Source organism: Microcoleus sp. MON1_C1, from assembly GCF_036701945.1.
Lineage (GTDB): Bacteria > Cyanobacteriota > Cyanobacteriia > Cyanobacteriales > Microcoleaceae > Microcoleus.
Window position 1 is genome coordinate 61,313 of record NZ_JAUBRO010000033.1, and the last position, 16,704, is coordinate 78,016.

Below are 16,704 nucleotides of genomic sequence, written 5' to 3' on the forward strand. Positions count from 1 at the left end.
TAAACAATGGACTCTATCATCAGAAACATAATCACGCTCGGATTGCCTACTTTAATGCTATTAATAGCGAGAGTAGCGACAGGTAAAACAGGTGACGCAGCCACTTGGTCGGCTTTGAGGAAAATCGGCGGTTCCTTTGGTATGCTGATCGGTTTAGGTGTGTTGGTATTTGTAGGATTTGTTGCCAATTCGTTTAGTTATTTTGTGGTAGATAGCTTGCTGGTGAGATTTTATCAAAAGCGGCGAGAGTTGGAAAAGCCAGAACAACTGGTAACAGAAATTGATAAATTGCCTATTACCAACGACCTTAAAATTAAGCTGAAATGGGGGTTACTCCACAGCAATAACCAAATTATTAGCTTGAAGCACGTAATTTTAAAATGGTTTATGCTAGCAGCAATTGTAAATGCACTCTTGTCAATAACAGGTTACTTGGGAGCATTTAACCTATTTTTTGAGTTAAGTTCTCATTTTAAACTACAATATCTGTTGGCTGGGTTACCAATTTTTATCTTCTTTGCTCTCGTGCGCTCAAAAAAAATATGGTTGCTGGTGAGCGCATTTTGTATTATCCTTAACTTGGCGGAAATTGTTCCTTGGTATTTCCCAGCGCCAGCCTTTGCGGGAGAGACTCCCGGACAAAACTTGCGGATTTTGCATTCAAATGTTTTAACGAATAACCGACGCTATTCTGACGTGATATCGCTGGTTAAAACAGAACAACCTGATATCGCGGTTTTTGTAGAAGTTAGCACAGTTTGGGCGAAAGAGTTAGCCGTCTTAAGCGAGATTTTTCCTTACTCTTCCAACCTGCAAGAATCTGACAGATTTGGCAGTGCAATATACAGCAAGCTGCCTTTAGAAAATACTTCTGTTAAAGCCTTTTCAAAGCAAAGAAAGAGCTTGTTTGCAGATGTGAATTTTCAAGGTAAAATCATTTCTCTGATTCTGGTTCATCCGACTGTACCGATAAAACAGCAGAATTTTATCGATCGCAATAAACAGCTAGCAGGCATCGGCGAGTATGCAGCCCAAGTCAAAAATCCGCTGATTGTGGTTGGAGACTTCAATACCACAATGTGGTCGCCGTTCTACAAAAATATGGTAAAAACCGGAAATTTGCGAAATGCGCGATCGGGCTTTGGCATTTTACCGACTTGGCCGACTTTTATGCCGCTGGCTTATATTCCGATCGATCACTTTCTAGTCAGCAAAGAAATTGGTGTGTTGAAGATTCGTACTGGCCGCAATGTCGGTTCGGATCATTTGCCGTTAATTACAGATTTGGTCATTTGAAGGCAGGATTCGATATTTTCTAACAAATTATTGATTAACTGGATCTGGTATTGCTGAATATTTGTCTGTAGCGGTTCTTTGCTGTCTTGAAAACAGATAACTTTTCCGGCGATGTCCTTGTAGTGTTGCAGCATGGAAAAAGTATCGGTGCTGAAGCGAGCGAGATAGTTTTTAGCAGCCTCACTGCAAATTTCCTTTACTTGATTTAGATAAGCTTCTGACGATTCAGCCGGCTTTTCATACCCAGTTCTTTTATTCAAAATATAGCTAGCACCGCCGACTACTGCGGCTCCCACAGGCCCCCCCAAAAGCCAACCTAAGCCCGTTGCGATCGCCACTGGAGCCACTTCGCCCTCGATCGACTTTTGAGCTGGAGGTGGTGGCGGTTCGGGTAAGCTGACTTGCGGGGATGGAGGAAACGAAATCAAAAGTGCGATCGGCTGTTCTTTCTCAAAGAATTCGCAAGCTTTATTTACCCATTCTGCGATGGTTTGCTGCTGATGTAACGCCTCTCGCTGAAATTTTAGCTTCCACGCATCAAAACTTCCTTCCTGAAGCGACAGCGCCATTTCCGATTGATACCGCTGCAAAAGTGTGGGCTGGTAAAGCCAACTCTCGAAGTCAGAAACGCTGGCTAAAAACCCTTTTGAAATCAGTTTTTCAGCTTTTTGTTTAATTTCAATTTTGTCTTTGTGCTTTTTTTGAGCTGCGGCTATTTCTGCCGTAACAGTTTCAGATTTCGCTCGGAGAGATTGGCAAATTTTAGTAGCTATAGTTTCAATTCTGGGCAACTTAACTGCTAGTTGTTCCTGTTGAGCTGCCACGATACTTTGCAAAGCCGATTCAAACGTGGCAATTCCTGTAGTTTGGGCCGCAGCCACATCTCCTTTAAGCCTCGCCCTCAAAGCCGGCAAAGCATCGACGCGGTAGATATTGCTGATATTGTTCGGCAAGTTCGAGCGAAAACTTTCGGCAACAAACAACAAGCGATTGTAAACTTGTTTTTGTTCGTCTGGTTCGAGTAGATTGAGAAAATTGGCAACAAAGACTACAGTGTTGATGTGGCGATCGCTCAACCAATCTCTCAAGTTCTCCCGTTCCCCTAAAGTCATCAATTTGCGAGCATCTAAAACCTGCACAACTAAATCAGCCGTGAGCAATTTATCCCGAACCAAATTATCCTGTTCTTCCCGGTCATTGGTTCCCGGCAAATCCAGCAATTCCACACCCGTTTTCAAGAATGGATGGGGACAGTAAACATTAACAGCCGCCACATCATCCCGCATTTGTCTCGCGTCGTCAAGGATGGCGTAGCGTTTCAAAACATCAGTCCCCGGTTCGCTAACTTCCGTGCCGTCTTTCAGGGTAATTTTTGCGCGCAATTCCTCGCCGTAGTTGACATAAATGGCAGCACCTGTAGTGGGTACTAGGTCGATCGGCAAAGCACGATTTCCCAGCAAAGCATTGAGCAAAGTTGACTTACCGTAATTAAACGGGCCAAAGACAGCAATTTGAAAAGTTGGTTTGGCGAGATAGTCGCAGATTGAGGTGGTATCTCGATACAGTTGGGAGTTTTTGTCAAGTTCGAGAATACCGAGTGCTGATTTGAGATAGTCGGTCAGGTTTTGATAAATTTCGGGTTGTTGCATATTGCTGTTTTATTTCATTTAGCGGATGCTAGGAAACCTTGATATAGGGATTCAATACTCTGCGACTCGGCAGAAACATCAGCCTCCAACTTTTTCAACCGCTCAGATTCAGCCTGACAATTAATCTCGCGAGATTCCTTTTGTTCCAGCAAATTATCTAACTCAGCTTTCCGAGAATTAATATCCGCATTCATGCGATCGCCCACTTCCCGCCCGTAAACATCAAAACACTCTTTAACAGCATCGTGAATCGGCTGCCACTGCTCTTGAGCCACCTGCGGCAGATATTTCACCAGCTCTTTTTTCGCCGCTTTTACCAACTGTTTGCGAGCTCCGTCTGCTTGCAAAACCCCAACACCGATTCCCAATAAAGCCAATGACAGCGGTCCCAAAACAACCCCCGTCAAACTAGCAAAAATCGTACTGACGCTCAACACAGTGATTAAATTAAGCAGGATATTTTTCCAATCAAAACCCGCTCCTGCCATTGCTACGCCCGCCAGATTTCCGGTCGTTAACGAGAACAATCCCATCGCCCATTTTGCCCAAGCGGGCGAGTTATCTTCGGTTGAGTTGCTGACTGCTGCTGGTATTTTTTGCCCAGTCAGTTTTTCTGTGATTTTTTCAGTCACTTTCGTGTAAGAGGCTCCGTAATTGGCCGCACTTTTCGATAGCTGTGAAAAGGCTGAATTCATCTCTTGTTCTGCTGTGAGAGTCCAAGCTGCTAATTTGTCGTTGATGTACTGCTCTAATGCTCGTTTGAGCGATGCTTCAAAGGCTTCTCGCTTGCCTTGGCTGAAGAAACCCAGAAAATTGAGATCCGGTTGATACCGCAAAAAATCTGTTTCAAAGGTATTTTCTAAGTTAAGAACGTAGGCGCGGAAAGAATCTGCGATCGCCCGCGATATACTATCTCTAACGCCGATGATTTCTTGTTGAAATTCATCGCGAATTTGAGTCAGTTTTTTAAACTCTGGCTCAACCGAATTAATCTTTTCCTTCAACTCATTGACATCGCGATCGAGTAATGGTAATCGGCGTCCAACAGCTTCGCGGACGCGAGCAGAAATTTGACGCGCCAAAGTCCTCGCCGGACGCAATTGGGAAATCGCCCTTTCCTGGGTCAAAAACGTATTGAGTGCCCCCATAAACTCGGGAAAACCAGTTCCTGTCAAATCCGCCTCCGGGTTTTTGATCCGCAACCTGAGCGCCTTAAGTGAGGTAATTGCAAACACTCGCTCGTCGTAAATATCGTGTCCTTCTGTTAAACAATATTCACCTAAATTAGCTTGAAAAACCCGCCGCAGTTTCCCTTCTGCTTCTGCCAATTCTTCAGGATCGTCCGGGTCAATCAAACTTTCCCGCACCTGATCCCAAGCATTGATCAGAAAGAAAACGCTCAATCCGCGATTTTTGATGTAATTTTCTAGATAGCGTCTTTCACCCATGGTGCAAGGCTGAGTTGCCCTGAGCACAAACAAAATAGCGTGGCAGTTGTTGATGTAACCAAGAGATAATTCGTTGCGGGCTTCTGTATCGTTCAGTCCGGGACTGTCTACTATTTCTATGCCTTTTTCCAGCAAAGGTAAGGGATATTCTACTACGGCGCAGTCGATATCGGGAAATGCTGGTTTCTTTTCTTCTTCTAAACGTTTGGCCTCAGCGGGGTCAATTGTGTAGTTCTGTTTGAAACTTTTAAAATCGAGCTGTTTGGGGCTTTTGCCGTCATTGAAATAAACGGTAACATTTTTTTCGGAACCGTAGCGCAAAATCGTCAGCAAAGCTGTACAGGGATTTACATCGCTGGGCAGTAAGTTTTCGCCGATTAAGGCATTGAGAAAAGTGCTTTTGCCGCGTTTCATGTCGCCTAGCACTAGCAGGCGAAAGACTCCTTGGCGCAAGTTTTTACTGGCGATATCAATGTCAGCGTTGTCTGTTTCTAAACCTAGTTTTCCCGATGCTTCTCCTCCTGCTAATTCTGATTGGTTGATGGCTGTGGCGATGTTGCTGAGAGAGTCGGCAATTTCTCGGCGGACGGCGGCTACTCGCTCTAAATCGTTGAGAAAGTTGCTAGTTTCTACTTTAAGGCTCATGGCTGTTTCCTGATAGTTTTCTGCTTGGGATTTTCAACTTCTGTCTTCTTCAACAAACATTTTGTAAGCAATGAAAGCAATCCCTCCAACCATCAGCGCAGTTGCCAGCCAAGATGCTATGCGAACTGCAACGACAACAGCAATGACAATGCCTGTAAATTGAGCGACGGCTAGGATTTTTCGGCGCCACTGTTTGAGTTTGCCGTTAACTTGGCTGTCTGGTTCTTCGTACTTGCTTGTTCGTAGATATTCGGGCACTGAGCGGTCGATTTCGGCTTCTAGTTCCCGCAGCCGACTTTCTTGTTCGCGCTTCCGCAGTTCTTGTTCTTGGTGCCGGAGTTCTCTTGCTTTTTTGTCGGGAGAATTCATAAATTTTACCCGGTTTGCAGGTGGCAAAATGTGTTATTTATTGTCAATGTTGCGGAGCGATAAGTTTTTTACAACTGTAACTCACATTTTCTGCCGTGTCGATAGATGTTAAGAAATGTAAAAAAAGGCGCTCGACCTTTTAAGCCGATCGCCCTACGCCCTAGACTAGCTGCTGCAAATCCTCAATATCCTTCGGGCCCGATAGTAGTGCGATCGCACTCAGCTTCCGACAAATCAACCAAGCGCGATCGAAATAAGTTGCAGCCCGCTAATTGAGCTTTGCTTAACTTTGCTTTCTCCAAATTAGCTCGGCTCAAATCCGCATATCTCAAATCCGCATTCCTCAAATCTGCATTGTACAAATCCGCACCTTGCAAATTGGCTTTCTGCAAATTGGCACCTTGTAAATTGGCGTGGCGCAAATTTGCTCTGGATAAATTTGCTCTGGATAAATTTGCTTCCGACAAGTTGGCATGATAAAGTTGAATGTCGCCCAACTCAGCATCTTGCAAATCAGTTTTATAAAGATTGGCTTCAGTCAAATTTCCGTAGGGCAAATAAGCTCGCCTCAGAACGCTACCAGAAAGATTTATTTCTGCCAAATCGGCTTGAAACAAGTTATCTTCACTTAAGTCAACGGCGTTAAAGTTTCGCTTGCCCTCAGCATACTGAGCGAGCAATTCCTCAGCGCTTAGCTTTTGCATTTTCATCCATTTATGAGGACAGCTATTGCAGCCAATCCATAACAGTAATTAATGGGTATTAATTTGTGTATTTATACTTAGGCATTGTTTTATGTTAAGCTTGTGTAACAACGATCTCATTTTTTCTAAGATTTTTTTTATATTTGTAAATTTCTGCCTTGCTCGACCAGTAAACGCTTAGTAATGTCAAGATCGATCGAGAAACCAAAGCGAATCCTCTACTGAAATATGCCAGAACTTCCTCTCTCCATAGCTCAGCACTACCACGAACGGACAAAATACGACCCTGAAACCATTGCCGCCAAAAGCAAACAGCTCGATTGGACAGAGCAACCTGTGCCTTTCAAAGAATATAAAATTGGAGCGTATTTTGACCTCAAGCCTTATCTAAAAGACCCCTCGGAGGATGCCGATGCCGATCCCGATGCCGCTTGGTGGCATCGGTTATCTAGCTTGTTGCTGTGCAGCTACGGGTTGACGGCGAAAGTCCAGACGGTAGACGACAGCTACCTGTATTTGCGATCTGCACCGTCGGCGGGTGGACTCTACCCAGCAGAGGTTTATTTAATCTCCCGCGGCACTGCCCAGTTGCCGGCCGGACTCTACAACTATCAGTGCAGAACTCATTCACTTGTTCATTTTTGGGACAGTCAAGTTTGGCCATCATTGCAAGCCGCTTGTTTCCAGTCGCCAGCGCTAGAAAATACCCAATTGGCGATCGCCATTACCACTGTTTTTTTCCGTTCTTCTTGGCGTTACGAAGACCGAGCTTATCGGCGAATTTTTCTAGACACCGGCCATTTATTGAGCAATATCGAGTTAGCTTGCGCCGTCAACGATTACCGACCTCACCTGATTGGAGGATTCGCCGACGAAGCTGTCAATGAATTACTGTACATCGACTCGGAGCAAGAAGGAGCGATTTGTGTACTTGCTTTAGCCGACTTGCTAGATATTGACCAAAACTTGCCTAAATTTAAAACCGCTTTGCCCGGAAACACCACGACAGATTACCCGAAAATTTCCGAAGGTCAACTGTTAAAATACCTCCACAAAGCCACGCATTTAGACTCAGACCCTACCGGAGCAGACGGCTGGAAACTTGATGAAAGTGAAGGGGTACTAGAGGATAAATACAACTTTCCCTTTTGTACTAAAGTTTCCACGGTCACTCCTTCGATTCCTTGGGGAGTGAACCTGGAAACTTTAGAAAACACTATGCTCAAAAGGCGTTCTACCCGTGCTTATACAGGTGCTTCTTTGAGCTTGGGCGAACTGCTAGCTCTGCTCGATTTTACTTACCAGCCCCAGCACTATATCGACCAAGGATTAGACGGTTCTCCAGACTATTTCGATCTAAGTTTGATCGAGACTTTTATTGCTGTTTCGGGAGTGAATGGGTTAGAAGAAGGCTGTTACTATTACGCTCCGAAAGCTCAAGAATTGCGGCAAATTCGGTTTAAAAATTTCCGCAGGGAGTTGCATTTTTTGTGTCTGGGGCAAGACTTGGGCAGAGATGCGGGGGCGCTGTTATTTCACACGGCGGATTTGAACAGGGCTGTAGCAAAATATGGTGATCGAGTTTACCGCTATTTGCACATGGACGCGGGCCATTTGGGCCAGCGGTTGAATTTAGCAGCTATACAACTGCGTTTGGGTGTCAGCGGTATCGCGGGCTTTTTTGACGATCGCGTCAATGACGTTCTCGGTATTCCTGCGGGTGAAGCTGTACTTTATATTACAAGTCTGGGAAGACCTCGATCGTAAGAATGACTTAGTTGTTATTTGTCAGTAGTATTGCTTCACTAAGCCCAGGCGCATCTAAATTTTACAGTCAAGTTTGATGAAATTAACATCTTACACCATTCTCAAGAACAGGCACGATGCCTGTTTCACCAAGAGTGAAATTCGGGGTTCCACAAAGAGTGAAATTCCTGTGGGGTGGGCGTCCCGCCCGCCCAAAAAATACCACAGAACAGGCAAGATGCCTGTTCCACAAAGAGTGAAATTCGGTGTTCCACAAAGAGTGAAATTCCTGTGGGGTGGGCGTCCCGCCCGCCCAAAAAATACAACTTAAATGCGAGACAGCTTACCTATTTAATTTACTCTTTTTCTCTGACTATTTGCCAATGCAAAACCTGCTAAATATTCTGTCGAGCACTGATTCTGTGACTTCTTCGCCCGTAACTTCCCCCAATGCTTGAATTGCCCCGCGCAAATCTATTGTCCAGAAATCTAAAGGCAATTTGTTGCTAATAGTATCCGTGCATTGTTCTAGAGAAATTTTAGCTTTGGTTAAGGCTGCTGCTTGTCGCTGGTTGATTGCTAAATCTGAGTTTGCTGCTTGCAAATTTCCCCCGCTGACGGCATCTAAAATTGCTGTTTCTAAGTCTTCTATGCCTCGATCTAGGGCGGCGGCTGCGGTAACTATACGGTGAGTTTCAGAGGAAAAAGGTAGTTCAGGGATAGTGTTTACTAGGTCGATTTTGTTGATAATTATAATTAGCTGGCGGTGCTTTACTTGTTCGTAAATTTCCGAATCGCCCTCTGTCCAACCAGATTCCGCGTCAATTGTCAACAACACTAAATCGGCTTGTTTTGCTGCTGCGCGCGATCGCTCAACACCAATTTTTTCTACCTTGTCTTCGGTTTCTCGAATTCCCGCAGTATCGAGCACCTGCACCGGAATGCCGCCCACAACTAGCTGCGATTCTACCACATCCCGCGTCGTACCGGGCAAATCCGTGACGATCGCCCGATCGCTCTTACTCCACGCATTCAACAAACTCGATTTTCCCACATTCGGTCGCCCAACAATCGCTACTTTTAAACCAGTTCTCAACAATTCTCCACGATCTGCGGTTGCCAAAATTGTTGACAATTCCTCCAAAACATGATTTATTTCCAAAGAAGTTTTAGCTTCATCTAAAGGCGGCAAATCTTCCTCAAAATCAATTCTCGCCTCAATTTCTGCCAGCACGTCCAAACAAGTTGTTCTCAATTTGCGAATTGGCTGCGCTAATTTTCCTTGCAAACCAGCCAAAGCACTTTGTGCAGCAGCCGGCGATTTTGCTCCCACCAAATCTGCAATACTTTCAGCTTGAGTTAAATCCAGCCTCCCGTTCAAAAAAGCCCGCAGCGAAAACTCTCCCGGCTGCGCCAATCTCGCCCCATTTTCCAAACACAACTGCAAGACTTGCTGCACCGCCATAATGCCGCCGTGACAGTGAAATTCCACCACATCTTCGCGAGTAAAAGAACGCGGTGCTTTCATGATTAGCAGCAAAGCTTCATCGACTAATTCTTGAGTTTTGGGGCGGCGGATGTGGCCGTAAAGAATGCGGTGAGACTCCCACATTTGCCGTCCTGGGGCGCGAAACAGAGTTTCGGCAATTTTTAAGGCTGCGGAACCCGAAACTCGCACAATGCCGACGCTGCCTTGTTGGGGAACTATGGCAGTGGCGATCGCTGCGATCGTTCCTCCTTTTGTTAATGATTCAGACATTTTTATTGTTCACACATTTAAAAGTTCTCTCAATCTCCTGTTTTTGAGTATCAGGCAATTGCTTCTCGGTATTCGAGTATATAAAATTCTGGTGCGTCATTCAAAAAATTTAAATTTCCGCCCTTTTGGGCAAGCTGCACGAGTTTCTGAGTCAAAGGGCAAGGGAGATTGTTTAATCTTTTTCCTACAATCGCTAATTGCTCGCCGACTTCGAGAGACAAGAGAATTTGAATTAGGGATTCAACCAGTTGTACGTTCATTTGAGTCACCTCCGCCCCGGTTGTTAAATTATACATATCTCATTGACCGAATAAACAATTTCAGCAATTTTTTTGTAAGATATTAGAAGAGCGTCGCCGCCACGCTTGACTTGGATAGGCAATCCGATCGCCCGTTTGCTCAGTCAGCCGATTTTAGATTTTAGATTTTAGATTTTAGATTGACTCCACAGATGAATCGGGGAGCTTCTACTCGGGTCTAAAATTTTGGGTGAGTCACGACTCCTGTCGGAAAGCAAGTATCCGTTTTTGGGAGGGAGTCACGGCCAGCTCAAACTTAAATTACTCAGCCAATTTTTTGGCTATCCTAATTTCATGCGATAATGGAACATTAATAGGGTAGAGGGCAAAGCATGATTGGTCAACTTCTAGACAGACGTTACCGCATCATTAAAGTCACAGACTCAAGTGAGGTGGCAAAAACTTATCTAGCAGCAGATACTCACCGTCCCGGGTATCCGCAATGCACGGTTAGAGAAATGCGGCTACCCGGCACAAGTTCGCAAACCCCAGAATTAGTCAAAGTTATATTTCAAAGAAACGCAGAAATAATTGAAAAATTGGGAAAACACGACAAAATTCCCGAATTATTGGCGTATTTTGAGGAAAATCAAAGTTTATACTTAATTGAAGAATTTATTGCCGGATCACCTTTAAGTCAAGAACTAATACCCGGTCAACCGTGGGATGAAGACCAAGTAATTGGTCTGCTATCAGAAATATTAGAAATTTTGGTGTTCATACACGAGAAAGGTTTCATTCACCGCAGAATTCAACCAGACAGAGCGATCCGGCGCGAGTCAGACGGCAAATTTGTATTGGTAGACTTTAGCTTAGACAAAGAAATTAACCCGGAACTTGCTAACTGTCATTTGTTGGCGCAAACTTCCCCGAACTCTGTTAAGCGGCATGAGGCAAAAAGACAGGATTTGGCGGCCCAGGAGTTATACGTGCCGATCGAGCAATTGAGCGGCAACCCCCGTTACAATAGCGACATCTACGCTCTAGGTACGATCGCTCAGCTTGCCGTGACGGGACTCTCACCCAACGAACTGAGTGCCTTAAAAAACAACAAAAGCCAAATTTCCTGGCGAAACCGGGCAACTTGTTCGGCAGCGCTAGCAGATATTATCGATCGAATGGTGCGGCCTGACTGCGAGGAACGCTATCAGGAGGCCGCCGAAGTTTTAGCAGACCTCAAACAAATCGCCGTAAAATTGGAGGTTGAGCCGCCGCCAGCCACAATCATCACGGACGCTAGGAGTCAACCGCGAAGACAAAGCCAAACCAAACTGCTGCTGTTGGCTGCAACAGCGGCAGCTTTAATCTTGACGGCACTGATAATTTACTTTTGGCAGAGTCAAAGTCCGGGGAGGGCAAAAGAATTGTTAGCTCGCGGCGTTACCAAGGCGCAGCAAGGTGACACAACAGGCGCGATCGCCGATTATACTCAAGCCATCGCCCTGAATGCCGGCGATGCGGAAACTTACTACACGCGGGCAAATGCTCGCTACGACATGGGCGCAACCGAGCAAGCCATACAGGATTACACGCAAGCAATTAAAGTCAATCCTAGCCACACCAAAGCTCTGTACAATCGAGGTATGGCCCGCCTCGACATCGGGGACAAGCGGGGGGCCGTGGAAGATTTCACCCAAGTAGTGCGACTCAATCCCAGCGACGGTGAGGCATACTCTAAGCGGGGTTTAGCCTACTACGATTTGGCCGACTACCGCACGGCAATTGAAGACTACACTCAAGCAATTCGGCTCAGCCCCAACGATGCTACAGCTTACAGCAATCGGGGTTTAGCTCGATCGGCTGCAGGCGACAAAACGGGAGCAATGGCAGATTTTACTCAAGCCCTTCAAATTAGCCCCAAACAAGCTGGCGTATACTACAGTCGCGGTCGAGCGAGGTTTAATCTGGCAGACTATCAAGGAGCGATGGAAGATTATACTAAGGCGATCGAATTGCAACCCGATCTCGCTGATGCTTATACCAATCGGTGCAGCGCTTACTTGAATTTGGCCACCTACGACAAAGCGATTGCCGATTGCACCGAAGGCATTCGCCTCGCTCCAAAAGATGAAGCAGCTTACAACAACCGCTGCATTGCTTATCTGAATTTAAAACAATTTCAAAAGGCCAGCGAAGATTGCAGTTTGACCATCGGACTCAACGCCAACAATCCCAAAGCATACAGCAATCGAGGATTAGCTCGATCGGCTTCGGGAGACAAGCAGGGCGCTGTGGAAGATTTTACTCAAGCAATTCGGCTCAATCCCAGCGATGCAGTAGCTTACAGCAATCGCGGTACTATTTACTCAGAACTAAAAAATTACCCTTTAGCGGTTGAGGATTTCGCTCACTCGCTGCGGCTCAACCCCAATAATGCTAGCGCTTTTTACAGCCGAGGCCTCGTCCGCCGCCAACTCAAAGACCGTGCTGGGGCGATCGAGGATTTTCAGAAAGCTGCAACGCTGTTTCTAGAACAAGGAAGAGCGGATGGTTTCCAAAAGGCACAAGCACAAATCAACGATCCTAAATAAGCTATTAATCACCAGTCAGATGTTAAAAAAAGAAGAAAGAAGGAAGAAGGAAGAAGGAAGAAGGAAGAAGGAAGAAGGCCAAATTACCAATTCCCCGTTACCAACTCCCCGTTACCAACTCCCCGTTACCAACTCCCCGTTACCAACTCCCCGTTACCAATTCCCCATTGCCGATATGAACATGGTTGGTCAACTTTTAGACAGGCGTTATCGCGTAGTGCAAATTCTCAGCTCGGGTGCTTTCGGACAAACTTATTTAGCTGTCGATACTCGCCGTCCTGGCCACCCTCAATGTGTAGTCAAACAACTGCGCCCTCCCAGCAATACTTCCACAGTTCTTAAAACAGCTTACCGCTTATTTAAACAAGAAGCAGAAATATTAGAAAAGCTGGGAAAACACGATAAAATTCCCTTTTTACTCGCTTATTTTGAAGAAGCAAATCAATTCTACCTCGTCGAAGAGTTTGTGCCCGGACACGCGCTAAATAGGGAAATTGTGGCCGGTCAACCTTGGCGGGAAGAACGAGTGCTAGATCTTTTGGAAGAAGTTTTACAAGTTCTCGCCTTCGTACACTCTCAGGGAGTGATTCACCGCGATGTTAATCCCTCCAACTTAATTCGCCGCAAACCAGACGGCAAATTAGTTTTAATTGACTTCGGTTCGGTTAAAGAAGTGACCAATCACGTCAGCGAGTACGATACAGAATTTCCGCGCACCATTGCTACTGGAACTCCGGCTTATATGCCGATCGAACAATTTCAAGGCAACCCCCAATTTAGCAGCGACCTCTATGCAGTCGGCATGATGGCAGTGCAAGCTATCACGGGTTTGCCCGGTACGGATTTGCCAAAATTGCAAAATCCGAGTCCTTCTCACACGGGGGAAATTGTTTGGCGAAACCGAACTCAATGTTCTGTTGGACTAGCAAATATAATTGACAAAATGGTCTGCCACCAATTTGGCAAACGCTATCAATCTGCGGACGAAGTGTTGGCAGCTCTCAGCAAGTTGAGACACCGCCCAGAGCAGGGAAATATGGCTCAAAAGAAAAGTATTTCTCCCCTGTTAATGTCTTCTGATAGTTTTTCGTCACGGGGAAGTCGGTTTTGGTGGCTGATTTTGGCGGGATTCGGGGCGGTGATAGTTATGATATTTCTGTTTAGTTATGCGAGTCGGCCGAATCCGCTTAAAGCTAAGGAATATTACGAACTGGGAGTAGAAAAGTCTCGCAATCAAGATGCGGATGCAGCTTTGCAGGCTTTTAATAAGTCAATTCAATTGAATCCTAAAAATGCTGAGAGTTTTTACCAGCGCGGTAATCTTAATTATGATTTAAAAAAGTATCAAGAAGCAATTGCAGATTATTCTCAGGCGATCGCACTCAATCCTAAATATGTTCAGGCTTATTTTAACCGCGGGCTAGCCCGTAAGGATTTTAACGACAAGCGCGGGGCAATTGAGGATTACACTCAGGTTTTGAATCTCCAGCCCAATGATGCTGATACATATTATGAAAGAGGAATTGCTTATTTAGAACTGCAAGATTACAAGGCGGCTATTCAGGATTTTAACGCAGTAATTCGGTTGCAGCCGAACCTTGTTAAAGCTTATCATTCGCGAGGGTTGGCTCGTGCTGGGAGCGCAGATTTGCAAGGAGCGATTGGAGATTATACTGAAGCAATTAAAATCGATGCTCAGAATGTTGATGCTTTCTACAGTCGGGGGAGAGCTCGCTTTCACTTAGGAGATTATCAGGGAGCTATGGCGGATTATTCTCAGGTAATTGCGATCGCTCCCAAGAGTGCAGATGCTTACGCTAATCGTTGCAGCACGCAGTTGAATTTGGGAGCGCATCAAGCGGCAATTGACGATTGCACTCAGGCTATTTTGCTGAGCGATGAGGATGGGGTTCCTTACAACAATCGCTGCATTGCTTATTTAAATTTGAAGGATTATCCCAAAGCAATTGCCGATTGCACTCAAGCGCTGAAAGTGAACCCGAATGATCATAATGCTTTTAACAATCGTGCTTTAGCTCGCAGCGCAGGAGGTGACGCCCAGGGGGCGATCGCAGATTTTACAGCAGCAATCGGCTTCAATCCCAACAATGCTGAAGCTTACGCGAATCGGGCTAAGATTTATCAGGAGTTAAAGAATTACAATAGTGCGATCGCCGATTACGTCCAAGCTATTCGGATCAATCCCAATTATGCTGCTGCTTACTACGGTAGAGGCATTGTTCGCCGCTCCTTGGGAGACAAAGCAGGAGCGATTAGCGATTTAGAAAAAGCCGGCAAAATGTTTCTCGATCAAGGACTTACTGGCGGTTACAAAGATGCACAATTTGAGATTGAAAAGCTCAAGTAGTCATTCGTCCTTATTTTTCAATCTTAGATTTTTTAGGTGGCAAATTTTCATGATCTCAGATTGCTCGGGCGCTGGTTCACGCTAATCTTTAATACCAACAGAAAATGCAGGTGAACCAGCCCCGGAGCGCTATTAATGCCAGCTATTATCAATCAATTTTCTGGGTCTTGAAGCCGTTTAACCAATTCATAAAACGGTTCCCAATTATCCTCAATAGCAATGGCCTCCCAAACAGCCTCAATCGTCGGCCTCAACAGCGATTGTTCGGGATTGTGCTTGTGCAGCCTGTCCGCCATTTTGTCCATATCATCCGCAGACAAACTTTGCAAAACGTGATAATAAAACTGCCGCCAAGGCGCTATCAAGTCGGCCGGTTCCGCCTCAGCAAAAATTTGACTAGCATCATCTCGCCAAGTGCGATCGAACTGTCTTCGCAGTTGAAAAAAGAAATCGTGATACTCAACTTGAGACTCCGCCAGCATTGTAATTGTCACCTTCAACAACTCATCTCCCTCAGCTTCGGGCAAATCCTCAAATCCCAATCTATTGAGCATCAACTGCCGATAAGCTGCATTATAATAATCGCCAAACTTTGCCAAAGCCGCATCCATATCAGCTTGAGGAATCGCCGCTGCTAGCGGTTCCTGGAGCTTCTCTAAATTATCCCTACAAATAAACGGTTGATTGCCGTAACAATAAAGACCCGAATAGTCAAAATAAGCTGCTGTAAATTGCGGCTTATAAGTGGGGATAAAAGCGAAAGGCCCGTAATCGAAACTTTCTCCCGTAATCGACATATTATCAGTATTTAGCACTGCGTGGCAAAATCCTGCCGCCATCCACTGAGCAACTAATTTAGCTACTCGCTGGACTAAATCTGCATAAAATAGCGCATATTTTTCGGCCGCCGAAATAGCCGCCTTGCTTGCTTCTAAATGCAGTTCAGGATAGTAATATTCAATAACAAAATCTAAAAGTTTTTTAGTTAAATCCGGGCGGCGGATATAGTACAATCTTTCAAAAGTTCCAAACCGAATGTGAGAATGACTGAAACGCACCATTACGGACGATCGCGTCGGAGATGGTTCGTCGCCCCGCCACAAAGCCTCACCCGTTTCAACTAAACTAAAACAGCGAGATGTCCGAACTCCCAACCGGTGCAAAGCTTCGGCTGCTAAAACTTCGCGAATTCCCCCTTTGAGAGTAAGTCTACCGTCACCGCCCCGCGAGTAGGGAGTGCGGCCGGAACCTTTAGTGCCGAAGTCGTAAAGTCTGCCGTCTGTCCCGCGAACTTGGCCGTATAAGAAGCCTCTACCGTCACCTAAATTCGGGTTATATGCGTTGAATTGATAGCCGTGATAGCGAAGTGCGAGAAAGGGACGGACACAGTGAAATTCGCCGAACGCTTCGATAAAATGTTGGTCGGTTACTTGTGCGGGGTCTAAACCCAATTTCCGCAATAATTCGTCGTTGCGGAAGCGGAGAATGTGTTGCGGAAAATCGGCCGCAGCGACTTCATCAAAATAGTCGCCACCGAGAGATTCAATGGCGGGTTCGTAGTTGAGGGAAAGTAAGGGATTTGACATTTTTCTATTATAGGGTGAAATTGGCTATCACTCCAAATTATATACGGGTAAGGTGCGGACTGCATTGGTGTCAACAATCGCCTCAAACCCTTTGTCTCTCTCGTTTATAGCCGAGTTCGTTCTCCCTCGCATCCCAGGGCTGTTTCATGCTCAAATGTTAGCTATGCTAAAGTTTGAGCATGAAACATTAATGTCTTCCTCGAACGCGAAAAATTTTTACGGTCAATTTTATTGATAGGTAAATTAACCGTTTTCCTTGCTAAAAATTGGGTTGAAGGATTAAACTTTTTAAAGTTTAGTGGAA

Annotated in this window: 11 protein-coding genes; 4 read left to right on the forward strand and 7 right to left on the reverse strand. The window is 45.5% G+C overall.

What is annotated here, in order from left to right:
• Nucleotides 1–6: 6 nt before the first annotated feature.
• A complete protein-coding gene (locus tag QUA62_RS19115; protein WP_333405992.1) occupies nucleotides 7–1,296 on the forward strand; it encodes an endonuclease/exonuclease/phosphatase family protein in 1,290 nt (429 codons plus the stop codon).
• Here QUA62_RS19115 and QUA62_RS19120 read toward each other — a convergent pair.
• The 4 genes from QUA62_RS19120 to QUA62_RS19135 form a co-directional block, all read right to left on the reverse strand.
• Complete coding sequence (locus tag QUA62_RS19120) at nucleotides 1,263–2,945, reverse strand: dynamin family protein (RefSeq protein WP_333405994.1); 1,683 nt, start codon at nucleotides 2,943–2,945, stop codon at nucleotides 1,263–1,265. The two genes, QUA62_RS19115 and QUA62_RS19120, sit on opposite strands and share 34 nt — an antisense overlap.
• 14 nt (nucleotides 2,946–2,959) lie before the next feature.
• Nucleotides 2,960–5,038: a dynamin family protein gene (locus tag QUA62_RS19125; RefSeq protein WP_333405996.1), complete on the reverse strand. Its 2,079-nt coding sequence runs from the start codon at nucleotides 5,036–5,038 to the stop codon at nucleotides 2,960–2,962.
• Between the two features lie 33 nt (nucleotides 5,039–5,071).
• Nucleotides 5,072–5,407: a hypothetical protein gene (locus QUA62_RS19130; protein WP_333405999.1), complete on the reverse strand. Its 336-nt coding sequence runs from the start codon at nucleotides 5,405–5,407 to the stop codon at nucleotides 5,072–5,074.
• Nucleotides 5,408–5,589: 182 nt separating this feature from the next.
• Nucleotides 5,590–6,111 carry a pentapeptide repeat-containing protein gene (locus tag QUA62_RS19135; RefSeq protein WP_333406000.1) on the reverse strand — a complete coding sequence of 174 codons (522 nt, stop codon included), beginning with the start codon at nucleotides 6,109–6,111 and terminating at the stop codon, nucleotides 5,590–5,592.
• Between the two features lie 228 nt (nucleotides 6,112–6,339).
• On the opposite strand from QUA62_RS19135, the gene QUA62_RS19140 reads away from it, so the two are divergent.
• A complete protein-coding gene (locus QUA62_RS19140; RefSeq protein ID WP_333406002.1) occupies nucleotides 6,340–7,878 on the forward strand; it encodes a SagB/ThcOx family dehydrogenase in 1,539 nt (512 codons plus the stop codon).
• Between the two features lie 352 nt (nucleotides 7,879–8,230).
• Here QUA62_RS19140 and mnmE read toward each other — a convergent pair whose 3' ends face one another.
• Both mnmE and QUA62_RS19150 read right to left on the reverse strand, forming a co-directional pair.
• Entirely contained in the window at nucleotides 8,231–9,616 is a 1,386-nt protein-coding gene (mnmE, locus tag QUA62_RS19145; RefSeq protein WP_333406004.1) for a tRNA uridine-5-carboxymethylaminomethyl(34) synthesis GTPase MnmE, read from the reverse strand.
• 50 nt (nucleotides 9,617–9,666) lie between these two features.
• Entirely contained in the window at nucleotides 9,667–9,912 is a 246-nt protein-coding gene (locus tag QUA62_RS19150; RefSeq protein ID WP_333406006.1) for a hypothetical protein, read from the reverse strand.
• Nucleotides 9,913–10,247: 335 nt separating this feature from the next.
• Between QUA62_RS19150 and QUA62_RS19155 the strand changes: the two genes are divergently transcribed.
• Together QUA62_RS19155 and QUA62_RS19160 are read left to right on the forward strand one after the other, a co-directional pair.
• Complete coding sequence (locus QUA62_RS19155) at nucleotides 10,248–12,446, forward strand: tetratricopeptide repeat protein (protein WP_333406008.1); 2,199 nt, start codon at nucleotides 10,248–10,250, stop codon at nucleotides 12,444–12,446.
• The gene (locus tag QUA62_RS19160; RefSeq protein ID WP_333406011.1) at nucleotides 12,403–14,814 is read left to right on the forward strand and encodes a tetratricopeptide repeat protein; all 2,412 of its coding nucleotides are present in this window, start codon (nucleotides 12,403–12,405) and stop codon (nucleotides 14,812–14,814) included. The genes QUA62_RS19155 and QUA62_RS19160 overlap by 44 nt, the downstream gene beginning before the upstream one ends.
• 152 nt (nucleotides 14,815–14,966) lie before the next feature.
• Here QUA62_RS19160 and QUA62_RS19165 read toward each other — a convergent pair whose 3' ends face one another.
• Complete coding sequence (locus QUA62_RS19165) at nucleotides 14,967–16,400, reverse strand: protein adenylyltransferase SelO family protein (RefSeq protein ID WP_333406013.1); 1,434 nt, start codon at nucleotides 16,398–16,400, stop codon at nucleotides 14,967–14,969.
• Nucleotides 16,401–16,704: the final 304 nt, after the last annotated feature.

Excerpts from the sequence above, each read along its gene's own strand:
- QUA62_RS19115 (WP_333405992.1), top strand. The coding sequence starts at position 7 with ATGGACTCTATCATCAGAAACATAATCACGCTCGGATTGCCTACTTTA.
- mnmE (WP_333406004.1), bottom strand. The coding sequence starts at position 9,616 with ATGTCTGAATCATTAACAAAAGGAGGAACGATCGCAGCGATCGCCACT.
- QUA62_RS19165 (WP_333406013.1), bottom strand. The coding sequence starts at position 16,400 with ATGTCAAATCCCTTACTTTCCCTCAACTACGAACCCGCCATTGAATCT.
- QUA62_RS19155 (WP_333406008.1), top strand. The coding sequence starts at position 10,248 with ATGATTGGTCAACTTCTAGACAGACGTTACCGCATCATTAAAGTCACA.
- QUA62_RS19125 (WP_333405996.1), bottom strand. The coding sequence starts at position 5,038 with ATGAGCCTTAAAGTAGAAACTAGCAACTTTCTCAACGATTTAGAGCGA.
- QUA62_RS19150 (WP_333406006.1), bottom strand. The coding sequence starts at position 9,912 with ATGTATAATTTAACAACCGGGGCGGAGGTGACTCAAATGAACGTACAA.
- QUA62_RS19160 (WP_333406011.1), top strand. The coding sequence starts at position 12,403 with ATGGTTTCCAAAAGGCACAAGCACAAATCAACGATCCTAAATAAGCTA.
- QUA62_RS19140 (WP_333406002.1), top strand. The coding sequence starts at position 6,340 with ATGCCAGAACTTCCTCTCTCCATAGCTCAGCACTACCACGAACGGACA.
- QUA62_RS19130 (WP_333405999.1), bottom strand. The coding sequence starts at position 5,407 with ATGAATTCTCCCGACAAAAAAGCAAGAGAACTCCGGCACCAAGAACAA.
- QUA62_RS19120 (WP_333405994.1), bottom strand. The coding sequence starts at position 2,945 with ATGCAACAACCCGAAATTTATCAAAACCTGACCGACTATCTCAAATCA.
- QUA62_RS19135 (WP_333406000.1), bottom strand. The coding sequence starts at position 6,111 with ATGCAAAAGCTAAGCGCTGAGGAATTGCTCGCTCAGTATGCTGAGGGC.